The sequence below is a fragment of the Streptomyces sp. NPDC028298 genome (genome assembly GCF_055565895.1).
The window spans coordinates 357,910-373,717 of sequence record NZ_JBVHTL010000005.1 but is presented as its reverse complement, the minus strand read 5'-3'; the positions used below and the strand labels follow the sequence as shown (position 1 = coordinate 373,717).

Below are 15,808 nucleotides of genomic sequence, written 5' to 3'. Positions count from 1 at the left end.
GTTCGTAAGGTGAAGGCCGTGACAACCCTTCCCGTACCGGACCCGGACGTCGACCTGGTCCTTCCCTGTCTGAACGAGGCCGGCGCCCTGCCCTGGGTGCTCTCCCGGATCCCGCCCGGCTGGCGCGCGCTGGTCGTGGACAACGGCTCCACGGACGGCTCCGCGGAACTGGCCCGCGCGCTGGGCGCCACCGTCGTGCGCGAGGAGCGCCGCGGGTTCGGTGCCGCCTGCCACGCCGGGCTGACCGCCGCCACCGCCGCCATCGTGTGTTTCTGCGACTGCGACGGTTCCCTCGACCCGGCCCTGCTCCTGCCGTTCGTCGCCGAGGTGCGGGCCGGGGAGTCCGACCTCGTGCTCGGGCGGCGCCGGCCGACGGAGCGCGGAGCCTGGCCCGCGCACGCCCGCGCGGGCAACATCGCGCTGGCCCGGATGCTCCGGCGCCGCACCGGCCTGCGCCTGCACGACCTCGGCCCGCTCCGCGCGGCCCGCCGCGAGGCGCTGCTCGGCCTCGGGCTCACCGACCGGCGCAGCGGCTATCCGCTCCAGATGGTGGTGCGCGCCGCCGACGCCGGCTGGCGCGTGGCCGAGCACGACGTGCCGTATCTGGCGCGTACCGGCGTCTCCAAGGTCACCGGCACCTGGCGCGGTACCTGGCAGGCGGTACGGGACATGCGGCGCGTCCTCGCCGAACCGCCCACGCCCGCCCCGGTGCCCGCCCGGACCGGAGTCCAGGTCCCGGCTCCGTCACCGGCCGCCGACCCCGCACCGTCCCGAGGAGGAACCGCCCAGTGAGCGTCACTCTGCTCGTCATCGCCAAGGAACCGCGTCCCGGACGGGTCAAGACCAGGCTCACCCCGCCGTTCACCCCCGAGGAGGCCGCGGCACTGGCCCAAGCGGCACTCGTGGACACCCTGCGCGCGGTGGCGGCGACACCGGCGCGGCGCCGGGTCCTCGTGCTCGACGGAGCGCCCGGCCCCTGGCTTCCGGCCGGCTTCGACGTCGTACGACAGTGCGCGGGCGGTCTGGACGAGCGGCTGGCCGCGGCGTTCGCCGGCTGCGACGGACCCGCGCTGCTCATCGGCATGGACACGCCCCAGGTGACGCCCGCCCTCCTCACGGTGGACTTCGCGGACTGCGACGCGTACTTCGGGCCGGCCGAGGACGGCGGCTTCTGGGCGCTGGGGCTCGCCGAGCCCGACCCGGAGCTCCTGCGGGGCGTACCGATGTCGACGAGCACGACGGGTGCCGTGCAGCGGCGGCGGCTGGTCGGGGCCGGGCTGCGGGTGCGGGACCTTCCCCGGCTGCGGGACGTCGACACGGCCGCGGACGCGACGGCGGTCGCGGCGGCCGCGCCCGGAGGCGCCTTCGCGGCGGAGCTGGACCGGCTCGGGGTACTGGTCGCCCCAGGCGCGGGACACGTTCCCCCGCCCCCCGGGAGCGAGGCGACCGCCACGGCCTCGGGCTTCGTCGCCGGGCTCAGAGCCGGACGGCCCGCCGATGCCCCGGCCGACATCCGAACGGGCCGGGACCTCGGCACGGTGGCCAGGCAACGAGGTGCCGACCGATGAGCGGCCCACGGACCAGCACGAAGACGGGCCCGGAAGCGGGCCCGGGGACGGTACCGGGCCCCGGGACAGGACCGGGGACGGAACCAGGACCGAGGACGGAGACGGGAAGGGCCTCGGAAGCGGGCGAGGCGAGGACCGGAAGCCGGGCCGGAGGCGCGGGCGTTGGCGACGACACAAGCGATGGCGGCAGCAGGAGCAGAAGCGTCGGCGGGAGCGAAGGTACCGGCGGCCGGAGCGCCGTCGACAGCGGCGGCCGGAGCGGAGCCGGGAACTGGAGCGGCAGCGCCGACGGCGGCAGTGGAGGCGCGGGCGGCGGCAGGAGCCGAGCGGCCGGCGGCGGGAGCCGAGGTTCTGGTTCTGTGGGTGGTGGTCCGTCCGGGCGGGCCGCGCGGTCCTGGGCCGCCGATCCCTACGCGGAGGCGCTGGGCGCCGGCCGGGGTCCGCTGTTCCTGCGCCGGACGGACGGCTGGCTCCTCCCCCTGGAGGTGGAGCGCTGGTGCGCCCGCGCCGACGCGGTGGACCTCCAGGTGCTCGCCTACTGCGAGGGTCCCGTCCTCGACGTGGGATGCGGGCCCGGACGCCTGGTCGCGGAACTCGCGGCACGCGGCCGGCCCTCGCTCGGCATCGACGTCAGCGAGGCGGCCGTGGCCCGCACGCTGCGGCTCGGCGGACGCGCGCTGCACCGGTCGGTCTTCGAGCCGTTGCCCGGCGAGGGCCGCTGGGGCACCGCCCTCCTCGTCGACGGCAACATCGGCATCGGCGGCGACCCGGCCGCCCTCCTGCGCCGCACGGCCGAACTCCTCGCCCCGGGCGGCCTGCTGATCGCCGAGACCGTGCCGGGCGCGGACATCGACGAACGCGTGGACGTCCGTATCGTCCGCGCCGCGCATCCCGGCGACCCCGACCACGCCCACCCCGGCGACCACGCCCACCCCGGCGACCGCACCGACCCCGCGGCCGGTGCGGCCGGGGGCGGGGACGCGGGCGAGGCCCAGGACGCGTCCGGGGACCGGACCGCCTTCCCCTGGGCCCGGCTCGGCACCCCCGCCCTGCTCCGGCACGCGGAGCGCGCCGGCTGGCGCGCCGACGCTCAGTGGTCGGCGGGCGGACGCTCCTTCGTGGCCCTGCGCAACGGGCCGCGGCCCGGGGCCCGGAGGGACCGCAGGACCAGCAGCAGCGCGGACCCGGCGAACAGCGCCGCCGTGATCAGCAGCCAGCGGGCGAGGAACCCGTCGGCCGGGAGGGCGGTCGCCGAGCGGTAGCGGTCGGCGACCTGCCCGCTGATCAGCGGGAACCACACGAGCAGCAGGAGAGCGGAGAGAGCCGCCGGAACCCGGACGTACATCGTCCGGTCCCGGTGGCCGCTCGCGTCCAGCGTCGTCGCGACGGCCCGGTCCGCACCGGCGTACAGCGGTACGAGCACGAGGTCGTGCAGCACGGCGGCGCCCACGAACCAGAGCGCCACCCGGGACCAGTCGGCCGAGAGCAGCCGCAGCCCGGCGTAGGCGGCGAGGGCGAACGCGCAGGCGAGAAGCAGCAGTTGGAAGGGGCTGCCGATCAGATCACGGACCCGGCGCGAACCCGCGGCCGGTCGTCGTGGCGCGGATCCTCCCGGTCCGGATCCTCGCGGTCCAGGGCGTCGCGCTCCAGGGCTTCGCATCACAGGTCTCCGAACGTCATACGGGCCACCCACTTGGTGTTGAGCACACCGGGCGCGGCCGGGACGATGACCCGCGCCGGGTAGCCGTGATCGGGGGTCAGGTCCTCGCCGTTGACGAACAGCGCGAGCAGGGAACGCGGGTCGCGCACCTGGTTGTCCCGCAGCGCGGCCACCCGGAACGCGCCGTGCCGCTGCAACGACTCCACGAGCACGTCGGGGGCCGCCTCCGTCTCGTAGCCGACGAGCCCCGCCAGGTCACGCAGCCGCACCCCCCGCCACCACTGGTCGGACGTCGACCAGCCCTCCACGCAGGCGATGGGCAGCGCGGCGCTGTGCAGGGGGAGCCGGAGAAGGTCGGCACGGCTCAGCCGGACCGTCCGTCCGTTCCCCGTGACGACCAGGCGCCAGGCCTCGTCGCTCGTCTCGGTGGCGGTGATGCCCCGTGAGGCGGCCGTCTTGTTGATCTGGAAGCCGCCCGGCCCCGAGCCCGGTTCGGCGCCTCCGTGCGGGGTCAGCAGTGCCGTCTCGCGCAGCGGCCCGTCGAAGCTGTGGCCCGCCGAGGTGGCGGCCAGCAGCAGCGATCCGCCCCCGACGAACCCGAGGGCCCCGCGCCGCGAGACGGTGGGCGGCAGCGGGTCCGGGGACACCAACGTGTCCTCGGGCCGCGCCGGTTCACCTGGTCCGGCGGGTGGACCCGCCGCCTCCGGCTCGTCCGGGTGACGCATCCGGCGCAGGTTGCGGAACGCCGCCGGCACCCGCAGGACCGCGTGCGCGACGAACGCCGCGATGAACACCCAGGCCCCGTAGAAGTGCAGCGTGTAGAAGGAGCCGGGGAAGACGTAGTCGAGCTGGATGTTCAGCACGCCGGTGGTGAACTCGAAGAGCGCGCCCCCGACCAGAAGCAGCAGCGAGAGCCGTTCCAGGGCGTGGGCGAGCGAGCGGGCCGGGGGCAGCTCGAACAGTTTCGGCACGACCGACCACAGCTTGGCCAGCAGGACGGGGATCAGCGCGAGGCCGAGCGTGACGTGGACGCCCTGGGTGAGGCGGTACAGCCAGACCGGACCGGTCGGCCAGGAGAAGAGGTAGAAGCCGAGGATCCCCTTGTCGGGGGTCTTGTCGTTCACGGGCGAGAGGTTCGGGTTGTAGGCCGCGTACGACAGGAGCCCGGTCACGAACAGCACTGTGATGCCGGCGAGGAGCACCACGCCGAGCACCGAGGTGAACCAGGGGCCGCGCAGCGGGCTGCGCCAGAACGCGGGGGACGAGGGAGACCGTGGCATGCCCCGACCGTAGGCCGCGGGCACCCCCCGAACGGGTTCTCAAACCATGACGAAACTCTGACGTCCACCTCAGTGGCCGCTGTCGCGGGCACCTCCCGGCCTAACGTGCGAGGAGTGAACCGCGACCTCCCCCGCGATCTGCCGCGCGATCTGCCGCGCTCCCGCCCCGAAGACCTCCCCGGGGCTCCTCCCCCACCCTCCGACGTCCTGGCGCGGGCCCGGGACCGGGCCCGGTCCCCCTGGCTGTCCCGGACGCTGCTGGGCGACCGGCCCCGCGACACCCGGCGCGACCTGGCCGCCGCCCTGGCCGCCGGGCTGCTCGTGCTGACGGCGGCCGTCGTCGGTCACGTCATCGAGCACCGCTACGGCACCCTGTTCGTGAGCGCGGCTCCGCTGCTCGGGCGCTGGGGGCCGCACGCCGGACCCGGCACCGCGGCCGCGATCGCCGTGGCCGTCGCGGTCGTGGCGTACGGACCCGTCCTCGCCGCCCGGCTGCCCTGGCGGGGGCTGCTGCCGGCCGTGTGGGGCACGACGACGGCGTGGACGTTCTCGCTCGCGCTGATCGACGGCTGGCAGCGGGGCGTGGCCGGTCGTCTCACCACGCGGTACGAATACCTCCAGGTCATCTCCCCGGTCGACCGCTTCCACGACATCCCGGCCGCCTTGCGGGACTTCACCCACCACATCCTGCTGCACTCCCCCGACCACTGGCCCCCGCACGTCGCCGGGCATCCGCCGGCCGCCACCCTCACCTTCGTCCTCCTCGACCGGGCCGGTCTGGGCGGCGGGGCCTGGGCCGGCGTCTGGTGCGTCGTCGTCGGCGCGACGGCCGGGGTGGCGGTGCTCGTCGCCGTGCGGGCGCTGGCCGGTGAGGCACTCGCCCGCCGTGCCGCGCCCTTCCTCTCCCTCGCCCCGGCGGCCGTGTGGATGGGCACCTCCGCCGACGGCTACTTCGCGGCCGTCGCCGCCTGGGCCCTGGCCCTGCTGGCCCTCGCGGTCACCGGACACCGGCCGCGGACGGCCGGCCTCGCCTCCGGTCTCCTGTTCGGCCTCACCGCGTATCTCTCGTACGGCCTGACGCTGATCTCGGTGATCGCGGGCGCCGTCCTGCTGCTCGGGCGCCGTTCCCGGCTCCGTCCGCTCCCGTACGTGCTGGCCGGACTCACCGTCGTACCCCTGGTGTTCACCCTGCTCGGCTTCGACTGGTGGGAGGCCTACCGCCTGCTGGTCACCCGCTACTACGAGGGGGCGGGCGGCATCCGGCCGTACGGCTACTGGGTCTGGGCGAATCTCGCCTGCACGGTGCTGATCACGGGACCGGCGACCGCTGCGGGACTGCGCAGGGCCGGGGCGGCGGCCGGACGGATCGCGGTCGCGACGGTACGGACCCGGCCGGCCCCGGCGCCGGCCGGCCCGCCTCCCGCGCCCGCGCCGCCGGGCCCGGCCGCCGGGGAACCGGCGCGGCTCGCCGTCCTCGTCGTCGCGGCGCTGCTGGCCCTCCTCGTCGCCGATCTCTCCGGCATGAGCAAGGCGGAGACGGAGCGCATCTGGCTGCCGTTCGCGCTGTGGCTGCTCCCGGCGGGCGCGTTCCTCCCCCGGCCCCGTGCCTGGCTCGCCGCGCAGGCCGTACTGGCGCTGCTCCTCAACCACCTTCTGCTGACGGGCTGGTGACCCTCGGCTGCGCGAGCGCCGCTCCGAAGACCAGGCCGACGGCGATGGCCGTGACGATCGTGACGAGTTTCAGCAGGTCGCGGAAGCCCTCGACGGCGTAGCCGCCAGCCAGGGTGGTCAGCCCGCGCATGCCGAGGGAGCCGACGGTGAGGGTGAAGAAGCCGGGCAGGACCAGCACGAGCCGGGGCGGCTGGTGCGGGCGCAGGGTCAGCCGGGTGGCGACGGCGGACAGGACGGCGGCCGCGACGAACGTCCCGCCCGTCTCGCCGATCGCCTTGGTGGCCAGGGACTGCACGGCCACGGTGAGGTACACCAGCACGAGCAGGGGCCCCAGCAGCCGGAAGGGGACGGCGAAGGCGAGCACGGTGCCGACCGTGAAGACGATCCAGCTCAGGAAGAGGGCCCAGCGCGGCAGATCGGAGGCGGCGGCGAGGTCGAAGAGGGCGCGGGTGGAGGTGCCGGTGAGGAACAGGCCCAGCAGGACGCCGACATAGAGCTGGACGAGGAGGAACGCCGCGTAGACGAGCCGGATCGCGCCGGTGGTGATGTATCCGGCGGCGAGTTCGGCCGCGGCCGCGCTCAGGTAGTCGCCGGGGACGAAGAAGAAGAGCGCGGGCAGCATCAGCAGGACCGGCCCGCCGTGCGAGACGTCGCGGGCGAACACCTCGACGGTGATCACGGAGACGGTGGTCGAGACGACCAGCGGGAGCACCGTGGCGAACCGGGGGATCCGGTCCGCGGTGACGGCCAGCGCGGCGGCGACGGTGCCGAGGACCGCGGTGGCGCCGACCTCGTACCACGTGGACTGCATCAACGGGGCGAAGCCCAGCGTGAACAGGACGATGCCGAGCAGCTTGAGCCACCACGGGTAGGGCGGCTCGGACGACTCGATCGCGGCCAGCCTGCGGTCCGCCTCGGCCGCACCGATCCGTCCGGCGACGACGTCCTGGACGAGCGGCTTCAGCGCCACGACCTGATCGAGCCGGAAGACCTCGGGGAAGCCGCGCAGGGTCACCGTGCGGGAGTCGCCGCGGGTGCTGACGGTCAGTGCCGCGCCGTCCGGCACGAGAAGGACGGAGGCGTCGGCGCCCAGCGCGCGGGCGGTGTGCCGGACGGTGCGCTCGACGACGGCGGCGCCCTCGCCGCTGGATCGCAGCAGCAGCCCGGTCAGCCGGGCCAGGAACGCGGCGACGTCGTCCGGGGCGGCCTCCGTGTCCGGTCTCATCGGCCGCCTCCCCTCGACGTCCGGCCCGCCACGCGCCGGGATGCGCGCGCGGACCCGCGTCCAGCCTGCGGACCCTCCGTCCGCCCCGGCCAGCGAGGCGACCCGAACGAGTGAGAAGGCCGCCCGTCCGACGGCACGACCGCCACAGCGTGGTGAACCGCTCCCGTCCACCGGGGGCGTTGCTCACCCGGACGGGCCACTCGGCGCGCGGTGGCCGTCACTCGCGCGGAGGCTGGCGTCATCGCTTTCGACTCGGGAACAGGGAGGCGTCCGATGAGCTCGATGGACATGCCGGCGGACGCACCACGGCCGAGTGCGGGTGCGCGGACCGCCCGGGCCGCGGTCCCGGCGGCGCCGAGACTCACCTGGCTGACCCTGGCCCTCATGACGACCGCCTCGGTCGCGAGCCTGCGGGCCGCCCCCACGATGGCGGTGTACGGCCTGGCCTGCGTGTTCCTCTACCTGGTCCCGGCGATCGTGTTCCTGCTGCCGACCGCCCTGGTCTCGGCGGAGCTGGCCTCGGGCTGGAACGGCGGCGTCTACCGCTGGGTGAGCGAGGGCCTGTCCAAGCCGCTCGGATTCCTCGCCGTGTGGTGCCAGTTCGCGATGACGATCTTCTACTACCCGAGCCTGCTGGCCTTCGTGGCGAGCACCATCGCGTACATCATCGATCCCGCCCTGGCCTCCAGCGGTCTCTACACCGCGATCGTCATCGTGGTCCTGTACTGGACCGGCGTCTGGGTCTCCTCGCGCGGCACCAAGGCCCTCGCGGGACTGTCCAGTTGGGGTCTGGTCATCGGCACCCTGGTGCCCGGCACGATCCTCGTCGTGCTCGGCATGGTCTTCCTGGCCCAGGGCAACCCCTCGGCCGCGCCCATGACGGCCAGCCATCTGCTGCCGGCCTGGACGGGACTGGCCAGCCTCGTCCTGATCGTCAACAACTTCCTCTCGTACTCCGGCATGGAGATGAACGCCGTCCACGTGTCGTCGCTGAAGGACCCGGCGAAGGAATACCCGAAGTCGATGTTCCTGGCGATGGGCCTGGTGCTGCTGATCTTCATCCTGCCCGCACTGGCGATCAGCTGGGTGGTGCCCGCCGACCAGACCAGCCTCACCGCCGGTGTGATGCAGGCCTTCGACGCGTTCTTCTCGTACTTCGACATCGGCTGGATGACCCCGATCGCGGCGGTCATGCTGATCTCCGCGTCCCTGGCCGGCATGCTGACCTGGCTCGCCGGACCCTCCAAAGGCCTGCTGGAGATCTCCCGCAGCGAGGGCTATCTGCCGCCGTACCTCCAGCAGCTGAACCGCTTCGGCATCCAGCAGAACATCCTGGTGACCCAGGGCGTCGTGACGACGGTGATCGCGCTGGGCTACGCGTTCATCCCGAACGTCTCCAACGTGTACTGGATCTTCTCGACGATCACCACGCAGGTGTACCTCATCGTCTACCTGCTGATGTTCGTCGCGGCGATCCGGCTGCGGAAGAACCAGCCCGACCACCCACGCGGCTACCGCGTCCCGGCGCTGACCCTGGTGTGCGTCGTCGGCTTCCTGGCCTCCGCCGCCGCCATGGTCATCGGTTTCGTGCCGCCCTCGCAGTTCGGCAGCAACAGCGTCCTGGTGTACGTCGTCATCATCGGCTGCGGCCTGGGCGTCCTCGGTCTGCTGATCCCCTGGGCGTTCCTGAGGTTCCGCAAGCCGAGCTGGCAGACGGAGGCCGCGCGCGAGGAGGAGGCGGGGGCATGAGTCCCACCCGGTTCGCATCCGAGCACAAGTGGCTCTACTACGGCGCGATCGTCGTGCTGCTCGGTCTCGTCGTGGCCGGCCTCGTGCGCTACTCGGCGATCACGACGAACAACAAGGCCGTGAGCAAGGCCAACCAGCTCGCCGACGCCGCGGTGGAGGCCGGACTGCCGCGCCCCGACACCGAGTTGATCGCGAGCCTCCTGGGCACGGACGGCGGCCTGGTCTGCGACGATCCGGCCAGCGCCCTCAAGTCGGCGCTGTGGAAGATCAACGTGTCCAACGGCGCCGCGTTCGTCGGGCAGCGGCCCGTCATCGGTGACGGCAAGGCACTGCGGGCGGAGGCCACGATCATCGAGATCTACTGCCCGGAGAAGCTGGACAAGATCCAGGACAGGCTCGACGACCTGAAGACCGACGACACGGTGAGGCGGTGACCGTGTCCGAACTCGCCGAGACGATCGCCGGGTTGATGGGCCGGGCCAGGACCGACCTGGCCGAGCTGGTCGCCATCCCCTCCGTCGCCGACCCGCGCCAGTACCCGCCCGAGGAATGCCGCAGGGCCGCGCAGTGGGTGGCCGACGCCTTCACCGAGGCGGGGCTGCACGACGTGCATCTCGCCGAGACGCCCGACGGCAGCCACGCGGTCATCGGCCATCGCCCGCCACCGCCCGGCGCCCCCACCGTCCTGCTGTACTGCCACTACGACGTGCAGCCGCCGCTGGACGACGCCGCCTGGACCACCCCGCCCTTCGCCCTCACCGAACGCGACGGCCGCTGGTACGGGCGCGGCACCGCGGACTGCAAGGGCAACATCGTGATGCACCTGACCGCCCTGCGCGCGCTCGGCGACGACATCCCCGTCGGCCTGAAGTTCGTCGCCGAGGGGTCGGAGGAGCAGGGCACGGGCGGCCTGGAGAGCTACGTGGCCGAGCACCCGGAGCAGTTCCTCGCCGACGCGCTGCTCGTGTGCGACACCGGCAACGCGGAGGTCGGCACGGGCACCGCCACCGTCACCCTGCGCGGCCTCGCCAACGTCGTCGTCACCGTCGACACCCTGGCCGGAGAGATCCACTCGGGCATGTTCGGCGGCCCCGCCCCGGACGCGCTCGCCGCCCTCATCCAGATGCTCTCCACGCTGCGCGACCCGGCCACCGGCGCCACCCGCGTCGACGGACTCGACTGCGAGGGCGTCTGGGAGGGCGTCGGCTACGACGAGGAGCAGTTCCGCGCCGACGCCGGCGTGCTGGACGGCGTCCGCCTCACCGGGACCGGCACGGTCGCCGACCGGCTGTGGGCCCGCCCCGCCGTCACCGTCCTCGGCGTCGACTGCCCGCCCGTGGTCGGCTCGGCCGCCGCCGTGCCGCCGAGCGCGCGGGCCCGCGTGAGCCTGCGGATCCCGCCCGGCACGGACCCGGCGACGGCCCGCGCGGCCCTCACCCGGCATCTCACCGAGGCCGCGCCCTGGGGAGTCCGGGTGGGCGTCGAGGACGAGAGCACCGGCGCCCCCTTCCGGGCGGCCACCGACGGCCCCGCCTACGCGGCGCTCGGCCGCGCCATGAACGAGGTCTACGGCAGGCCCATGGCGTTCCTCGGCCAGGGCGGCTCCATCCCGCTGTGCAACGTCCTCGCCGAGACCTACCCCCGCGCCGAGATCATCCTCATGGGCGTGGAGGAACCCAAGTGCCTCATCCACGCGCCCGACGAGAGCGTCGACCCGTCCGAGATCGAGCACATGGCCCATGTCGAGGCCCTCTTCCTCCGCGCCTACGCGACCACCGGGGGCCGCGGCCGCTGAACGTATCCGCCCGCCCGCGCGTCCCCGTACCGACGCTACGGTGCAGGGGACGGGGAGGGCTCGATGAACAGGCGGAGCAGGATCAGGGAGACGGCCGGCGTCGTGGCCGTGAGTGCCGCGGCGCTCGTCGCGGTCCAGGGGTCGAGCGCCGGTGCGGGAGGCGACGAGAGCCGGACCGCGGAGCGCGTGACCGTGTGCGTCGGCACCCGGCCGACGGCCGGCCCGCCCGACCCGGAGACCTCGCTGGACCGGGTGCTGCGCTACGTCCAGAAGAGGGGCGAGACACGCTACGCGAGTGTCTTCACCGGTCTGTCCGCCGACGACGACCCGAGGACGGCGGACGTGTACCGCATCCCCTCCAAGGCGTTCGACGCGGACGTCTGCGCCCATGCGGAGAAGGGGACACGGCTGCGGTTGCACGACACCGACGTCACCGCGCGCCGGCTCGAAGCACTGGTCGACAGCACCGGCGACCGGATGGACCGCTGGGACGGCGAGTTCGACCTGCGGGAGGTGGGCCCGGACCCCAGTGGCTTCGTGTTCTTCGGCGTCGACGACCCGGCCAAGGCCGATCTCGTCCTCAAGAAGGATCTCGGTCCGTTCTGGGCGCGACACATCCGGGTGGAGTACGCGGAGTCGGCGTCGCCCCTCTGACACCGCGGCGGACCGGGCGAGAACCCCTCGCCGCGCCCCGGGGGCGACTCGCGCCGCGCCCGGGGTCCGGCTTGCAGGGGTGAGAAGCACCTGCCTATCGTCGCGGCCATGCAGTCCTACACCATCGGCCAGGCCGCCCGGCTCCTCGGAGTGAGCCCCGACACCGCCCGCCGCTGGGCGGACGCCGGGCGGGTGGCCACCCATCGGGACGAGAGCGGACGGCGCCTCATCGAGGGCCGCGACCTCGCCGCGTTCTCGGTGGAACTGGCCGGAACCGGTGGCGAGGAGGGCATCACGTCCCACACGTCCGTGCGCAACGCCTTCCCCGGCATCGTCACCGCCGTCAAGCTCGGCGACGTCGCCGCCCAGGTGGAGATCCAGGCGGGACCGCACCGGCTGGTCTCCCTGCTGACCCGGGAGGCCGTCGAGGAACTCGGCCTGGAGGTCGGCGTGGAGGCCACGGCCAGGGTCAAGTCGACCAACGTGCACATCGATCGCTCCTGACCGGCCGCCGGGCGCGAACGCTCAGCCGGGGACCCCGGCGGTCCAGGACGGATAACGGCCGTCCACCCGGATGCTGTTGATGCCGCTGATGTGCCGGGCCCCGCACCGGTCCTGCGGCAGGACCAGTTGCGGTCCCGCCCGGTCCAGCGGCGTGCCGTCGATGCCCACCGCGAGCAGCACCGGGGCGTCGGCGAAGTCGGGGTCGATCTCGGCCCAGGTGAGCAGGGCGTGATGGCCGTCCGCGCCCGCCACCGCGATGAGGAAGCGCAGCCGGTCCTTGCGACGGGACGGATCGAAGCGGGGACCGGCGTCCCGCAGCACGTCGTGCAGCAGCGGGCCCTCGAATCCGTGGTGGCGCACACCGCTCGTGGCGCACTCGAAGGCGACGCGCGCACGGTGCTGGGGCCAGGCGAGCAGGTCGGGCACGGTCAGCAGGGCGGGCCGGGCGAGGTCACCGCTCAGAGCGAGTTCCGCGAGCGGGGGAGCCGGCGGCGTCGGCTGTGCAAGGGACTGGCTCACTGGACAGCACCTCCCGGTGGACCGTACCCCGCACGCAACCCGAGGCAAACGCACATGCGTACATCCGAAGCCCGTGGGCACAGCTCATGCGATGCGACAGGAGACGTACAGCTTGCATATGCGGAAGTATGATCAGGCCATGGCAGAACGTGAGCTCAGGACTGAGGATCACGACGGAGGTCTCAGCGGGCCTCCGAGTCTTCGAGGGAGTAGATCCGTGATGACCCGATCCGCGCGCCGGACCCGCCGCACCACCCGGACCCTTCAGGCGGCCGGCATCGGTGCCGCCGCGCTGCTGGCCCTGAGCGCCTGCTCCTCCTCCGACTCGTCCGACTCGCCGGAGAAGGCGAAGGGGTCGACGTCGGCGTCCTCCTCGCCGAAGCTCTCCGGCACGGTGACCGTGTTCGCCGCCGCCTCCCTCAAGGAGAGCTTCACGGCCCTGGGCCAGCAGTTCGAGAAGGCCCACCCGGGCACCAAGGTCACCTTCAGCTTCGGCGGCAGCGACAGCCTCGCCGCGAGCATCACGGGCGGCGCGCCCGCGGACGTCTTCGCCGCGGCCAGCCCCAAGACGATGGCCATCGTGACCGACAAGGGCGACGCGGCCACCACCCCCGAGACCTTCGTGCGCAACCAGCTCGAGATCGCGACCCTGCCCGGCAACCCGGACAAGATCGCCTCCCTGAAGGACCTCACCAAGTCCGGCCTCAAGGTCGTCCTGTGCGACAAGACCGTGCCGTGCGGGGCCGCCGCCCAGAAGGCGCTGGACGCGAGCAAGCTGAAGCTCACCCCCGTCTCCTACGAGCAGGACGTCAAGAGCGCCCTGACCAAGGTGGAGCTGAAGGAGGCCGACGCGGCGGTCGTGTACAAGACCGACGTGAAGGCGGCGGGTGACAAGGTGGAGGGCGTGGAGTTCCCCGAGTCCGCCGACGCCATCAACGACTACCCGATCGCCCTGCTCAAGGACGCGCCCAACGGCGCCGCGGCCAAGGCGTTCATCGAGCTGGTGCGGTCCCCCGAGGGCCAGAAGGCACTGACGGAGGCCGGCTTCCTGAAGCCATGAGTGATCCCCTGACCCCGCCCGCCGCGTCCGGCGCCCCGGCCGCCGACACCCTCGCCGGTGGACCGCGGCGCGGGCGCGTCCGGACGCCGGGCCGGGTGCGGGGCAAGGTGCCGCTCCCCCTGCTGCTCCCGGCCCTCGTCGGGCTCGCGTTCCTGCTCCTCCCGCTGATCGCGCTGCTCGTACGGGCGCCCTGGCGCAGCCTGCCGGAGCAACTGGCCAAGCCCGAGGTGTGGCAGGCCCTCCAGCTCTCCCTGTTCTCGGCCACGGCGGCCACCGCGGTGAGCCTGGTGCTCGGGGTGCCCCTCGCCTGGCTGCTGGCCCGTACGGAGTTCCCGGGCCGCGGACTCGTCCGGGCCCTGGTCACCCTGCCCCTCGTCCTGCCTCCGGTGGTCGGCGGTGTCGCGCTGCTGCTGGCCCTCGGCCGCAACGGCGTCGTCGGCAGACTGCTCGACTCGTGGTTCGGGATCACGCTGCCCTTCACGACGGCCGGGGTCGTCGTCGCCGAGGCCTTCGTGGCGATGCCCTTCTTGGTGATCAGCGTGGAAGGCACCCTGCGGGCGGCCGACCCGCGCTACGAGGAGGCCGCCATGACCCTCGGCGCCTCCCGCTTCACCGCGTTCCGCCGGGTCACCCTGCCCCTCATCGCGCCGGGCATCGCCGCCGGTTCCGTCCTGGCCTGGGCCCGAGCCCTCGGCGAGTTCGGCGCGACGATCACCTTCGCGGGCAACTTCCCGGGCCGCACCCAGACCATGCCGCTGGCCGTCTATCTGGCCCTCCAGAGCGACCCCGACGCGGCGATCGCCCTGAGTCTCGTCCTGCTGCTGGTGTCGGTCGCGGTGCTCGCCGGACTCCGGGACCGCTGGATGACGGCGGCCTCATGACGGACACGAGGACGAGCCGGACGACGGACACGGGCACGCAGGACGACGCCTGGCACGGGTACGAGGACGACGCCTGGCACGGGTACGAGGACGACACCGGGGACGGGTACGAGGACCGTACCCGGCGTCCGCACGAGGGTGGGGTGATCGCGTCATGACCGAGGCGAACCCGGTGGCGAAGGACGCCCCGTCCGGCCCGGGCCTCGACGCCCGCCTCGTCGTCCGGCGCGGCTCGTTCCACCTCGACGTGGCGCTGTCCGCCGCCCCCGGGGACGTCGTCGCGCTGCTCGGCCCGAACGGCGCGGGCAAGACGACCGCGCTGCGCGCCCTGGCCGGGCTCACCCCGCTGTCCGAGGGCGGCCGGCTGCTGCTGGACGGCGCCCGTCTGGACCGTACGCCGCCGGAGTTGCGCCCCGTCGGCGTCGTCTTCCAGGACTACCTCCTCTTCCCGCATCTGTCCGCGCTCGACAACGTCGCCTTCGGACCGCGCTGCCAGGGCGTGCCCAAGGCGGAGGCCCGCGCCCAGGCCGCCGCGTGGCTGGAGCGCATGGGCCTCGCCGCGTTCGCCGGGACCAAGCCGCGCCGGCTCTCCGGCGGACAGGCACAACGGGTCGCCGTCGCCCGCGCCCTCGCCACCCGCCCCCGGCTGCTGCTGCTCGACGAACCGCTCGCCGCGCTCGACGCCCGTACGCGGCTGGACGTGCGGGCCCAGCTCCGGCACCATCTGGCCGACTTCGAGGCGGTCGCCGTCCTCGTGACGCACGATCCGCTCGACGCGATGGTGCTCGCCGACCGGCTCGTGGTCGTCGAGGACGGCCGGGTGGTCCAGGAAGGCGGCCCCTCGGACATCGCCCGCAGACCGCGCACCGACTACATCGCCCAGTTGGTCGGGCTCAACCTCTACCGGGGCGCGGCCGAGGGCCACACCGTACGGCTGGAGGCGGGCCCGGCGATCACCACGACCGAGCGGCTCGACGGACCCGTCTTCGTGGCGTTCCCGCCGGGCGCCGTGACCCTCCACCGCGACCGCCCCACCGGCTCCAGCGCCCGCAACCTGTGGCAGTGCCGTGTCGCGGGTCTGGAGACGCACGGCGACCAGATCCGCGTGGACCTCACCGGCGAGCTCCCGCTCGCCGCCGACCTGACGACGGTCGCCGCGGCGGAACTCGGCCTGCATCCCGGCGCGCCCGTCTGGGCCACGGTGAAGGCGGCCCAGACGCACGCCTATCCGGCGTAGACCCT

The 15,808-nt window shown here is 73.7% G+C and carries 15 protein-coding genes and 1 pseudogene; 13 read left to right on the top strand and 3 right to left on the bottom strand.

Going from position 1 to position 15,808, the window contains the following annotated elements; genetic code table 11:
* Positions 1-9 precede the first annotated feature (9 nt).
* The 3 genes and pseudogenes from ACZ4TO_RS24370 to ACZ4TO_RS24360 all read left to right on the top strand — a co-directional run bounded on the left by ACZ4TO_RS24370 (position 10) and on the right by ACZ4TO_RS24360 (position 2,830).
* The gene (locus tag ACZ4TO_RS24370) at positions 10-792 is read left to right on the top strand and encodes a glycosyltransferase family 2 protein (RefSeq protein WP_385042699.1); all 783 of its coding nucleotides are present in this window, start codon (positions 10-12) and stop codon (positions 790-792) included.
* A pseudogene (locus ACZ4TO_RS24365) lies at positions 789-1,388 on the top strand (TIGR04282 family arsenosugar biosynthesis glycosyltransferase); the annotation flags it as partial. The gene ACZ4TO_RS24370 and the pseudogene ACZ4TO_RS24365, both read left to right, overlap by 4 nt.
* A gap of 539 nt (positions 1,389-1,927) precedes the next feature.
* Positions 1,928-2,830 (top strand): methyltransferase domain-containing protein, encoded by a 903-nt coding sequence (locus ACZ4TO_RS24360; protein WP_468025192.1) that lies wholly within the window; start codon positions 1,928-1,930, stop codon positions 2,828-2,830.
* Between the two features lie 397 nt (positions 2,831-3,227).
* On the opposite strand, the gene ACZ4TO_RS24355 is transcribed toward ACZ4TO_RS24360, so the two are convergent.
* A complete protein-coding gene (locus ACZ4TO_RS24355) occupies positions 3,228-4,508 on the bottom strand; it encodes a molybdopterin-dependent oxidoreductase (protein WP_468025191.1) in 1,281 nt (426 codons plus the stop codon).
* A gap of 243 nt (positions 4,509-4,751) precedes the next feature.
* On the opposite strand from ACZ4TO_RS24355, the gene ACZ4TO_RS24350 reads away from it, so the two are divergent.
* Complete coding sequence (locus ACZ4TO_RS24350) at positions 4,752-6,179, top strand: hypothetical protein (RefSeq protein ID WP_468025313.1); 1,428 nt, start codon at positions 4,752-4,754, stop codon at positions 6,177-6,179.
* On the opposite strand, the gene ACZ4TO_RS24345 is transcribed toward ACZ4TO_RS24350, so the two are convergent.
* Entirely contained in the window at positions 6,151-7,404 is a 1,254-nt protein-coding gene (locus tag ACZ4TO_RS24345; RefSeq protein ID WP_468025190.1) for a threonine/serine exporter family protein, read from the bottom strand. The two genes, ACZ4TO_RS24350 and ACZ4TO_RS24345, sit on opposite strands and share 29 nt — an antisense overlap.
* Before the next feature lie 273 nt (positions 7,405-7,677).
* Here ACZ4TO_RS24345 and ACZ4TO_RS24340 point away from each other — a divergent pair, with 273 nt between their 5' ends.
* The 5 genes from ACZ4TO_RS24340 to ACZ4TO_RS24320 all read left to right on the top strand — a co-directional run bounded on the left by ACZ4TO_RS24340 (position 7,678) and on the right by ACZ4TO_RS24320 (position 12,106).
* Entirely contained in the window at positions 7,678-9,153 is a 1,476-nt protein-coding gene (locus ACZ4TO_RS24340; protein ID WP_468025189.1) for an APC family permease, read from the top strand.
* Positions 9,150-9,587 (top strand): hypothetical protein, encoded by a 438-nt coding sequence (locus ACZ4TO_RS24335; RefSeq protein ID WP_385042710.1) that lies wholly within the window; start codon positions 9,150-9,152, stop codon positions 9,585-9,587. Before ACZ4TO_RS24340 ends, ACZ4TO_RS24335 begins: the two co-directional genes overlap by 4 nt.
* The gene (locus ACZ4TO_RS24330; RefSeq protein WP_468025188.1) at positions 9,584-10,948 is read left to right on the top strand and encodes a M20/M25/M40 family metallo-hydrolase; all 1,365 of its coding nucleotides are present in this window, start codon (positions 9,584-9,586) and stop codon (positions 10,946-10,948) included. Before ACZ4TO_RS24335 ends, ACZ4TO_RS24330 begins: the two co-directional genes overlap by 4 nt.
* A 63-nt stretch (positions 10,949-11,011) precedes the next feature.
* The gene (locus ACZ4TO_RS24325; RefSeq protein ID WP_385042712.1) at positions 11,012-11,602 is read left to right on the top strand and encodes a hypothetical protein; all 591 of its coding nucleotides are present in this window, start codon (positions 11,012-11,014) and stop codon (positions 11,600-11,602) included.
* A 108-nt stretch (positions 11,603-11,710) separates the two neighbouring features.
* The gene (locus ACZ4TO_RS24320) at positions 11,711-12,106 is read left to right on the top strand and encodes a TOBE domain-containing protein (RefSeq protein ID WP_382783599.1); all 396 of its coding nucleotides are present in this window, start codon (positions 11,711-11,713) and stop codon (positions 12,104-12,106) included.
* 21 nt (positions 12,107-12,127) lie between these two features.
* On the opposite strand, the gene ACZ4TO_RS24315 is transcribed toward ACZ4TO_RS24320, so the two are convergent.
* Positions 12,128-12,625: a molybdopterin-dependent oxidoreductase gene (locus ACZ4TO_RS24315; protein WP_382783597.1), complete on the bottom strand. Its 498-nt coding sequence runs from the start codon at positions 12,623-12,625 to the stop codon at positions 12,128-12,130.
* Positions 12,626-12,845: 220 nt separating this feature from the next.
* Between ACZ4TO_RS24315 and modA the strand changes: the two genes are divergently transcribed.
* Genes modA through ACZ4TO_RS24295 form a run of 4 tightly spaced genes read left to right on the top strand, consistent with a single transcriptional unit; the run spans position 12,846 to position 15,803 of the window.
* On the top strand, positions 12,846-13,685 hold the full coding sequence (modA, locus tag ACZ4TO_RS24310) for a molybdate ABC transporter substrate-binding protein (protein WP_468025187.1): 840 nt from the start codon (positions 12,846-12,848) through the stop codon (positions 13,683-13,685).
* Positions 13,682-14,566: a molybdate ABC transporter permease subunit gene (modB, locus tag ACZ4TO_RS24305; RefSeq protein WP_382783591.1), complete on the top strand. Its 885-nt coding sequence runs from the start codon at positions 13,682-13,684 to the stop codon at positions 14,564-14,566. The genes modA and modB overlap by 4 nt, the downstream gene beginning before the upstream one ends.
* A complete protein-coding gene (locus ACZ4TO_RS24300) occupies positions 14,563-14,724 on the top strand; it encodes a hypothetical protein (protein ID WP_385042717.1) in 162 nt (53 codons plus the stop codon). Before modB ends, ACZ4TO_RS24300 begins: the two co-directional genes overlap by 4 nt.
* Complete coding sequence (locus ACZ4TO_RS24295; protein WP_468025186.1) at positions 14,721-15,803, top strand: ABC transporter ATP-binding protein; 1,083 nt, start codon at positions 14,721-14,723, stop codon at positions 15,801-15,803. The genes ACZ4TO_RS24300 and ACZ4TO_RS24295 overlap by 4 nt, the downstream gene beginning before the upstream one ends.
* Positions 15,804-15,808 lie beyond the last annotated feature (5 nt).

What these genes read in the sequence shown, in the direction of transcription:
- ACZ4TO_RS24355 (WP_468025191.1), bottom strand. Translation starts at nt 4,508, where the DNA reads ATGCCACGGTCTCCCTCGTCCCCCGCGTTCTGGCGCAGCCCGCTGCGC.
- modA (WP_468025187.1), top strand. Translation starts at nt 12,846, where the DNA reads ATGACCCGATCCGCGCGCCGGACCCGCCGCACCACCCGGACCCTTCAG.
- ACZ4TO_RS24345 (WP_468025190.1), bottom strand. Translation starts at nt 7,404, where the DNA reads ATGAGACCGGACACGGAGGCCGCCCCGGACGACGTCGCCGCGTTCCTG.
- ACZ4TO_RS24325 (WP_385042712.1), top strand. Translation starts at nt 11,012, where the DNA reads ATGAACAGGCGGAGCAGGATCAGGGAGACGGCCGGCGTCGTGGCCGTG.
- ACZ4TO_RS24320 (WP_382783599.1), top strand. Translation starts at nt 11,711, where the DNA reads ATGCAGTCCTACACCATCGGCCAGGCCGCCCGGCTCCTCGGAGTGAGC.
- ACZ4TO_RS24340 (WP_468025189.1), top strand. Translation starts at nt 7,678, where the DNA reads ATGAGCTCGATGGACATGCCGGCGGACGCACCACGGCCGAGTGCGGGT.
- ACZ4TO_RS24300 (WP_385042717.1), top strand. Translation starts at nt 14,563, where the DNA reads ATGACGGACACGAGGACGAGCCGGACGACGGACACGGGCACGCAGGAC.
- ACZ4TO_RS24335 (WP_385042710.1), top strand. Translation starts at nt 9,150, where the DNA reads ATGAGTCCCACCCGGTTCGCATCCGAGCACAAGTGGCTCTACTACGGC.
- modB (WP_382783591.1), top strand. Translation starts at nt 13,682, where the DNA reads ATGAGTGATCCCCTGACCCCGCCCGCCGCGTCCGGCGCCCCGGCCGCC.
- ACZ4TO_RS24295 (WP_468025186.1), top strand. Translation starts at nt 14,721, where the DNA reads ATGACCGAGGCGAACCCGGTGGCGAAGGACGCCCCGTCCGGCCCGGGC.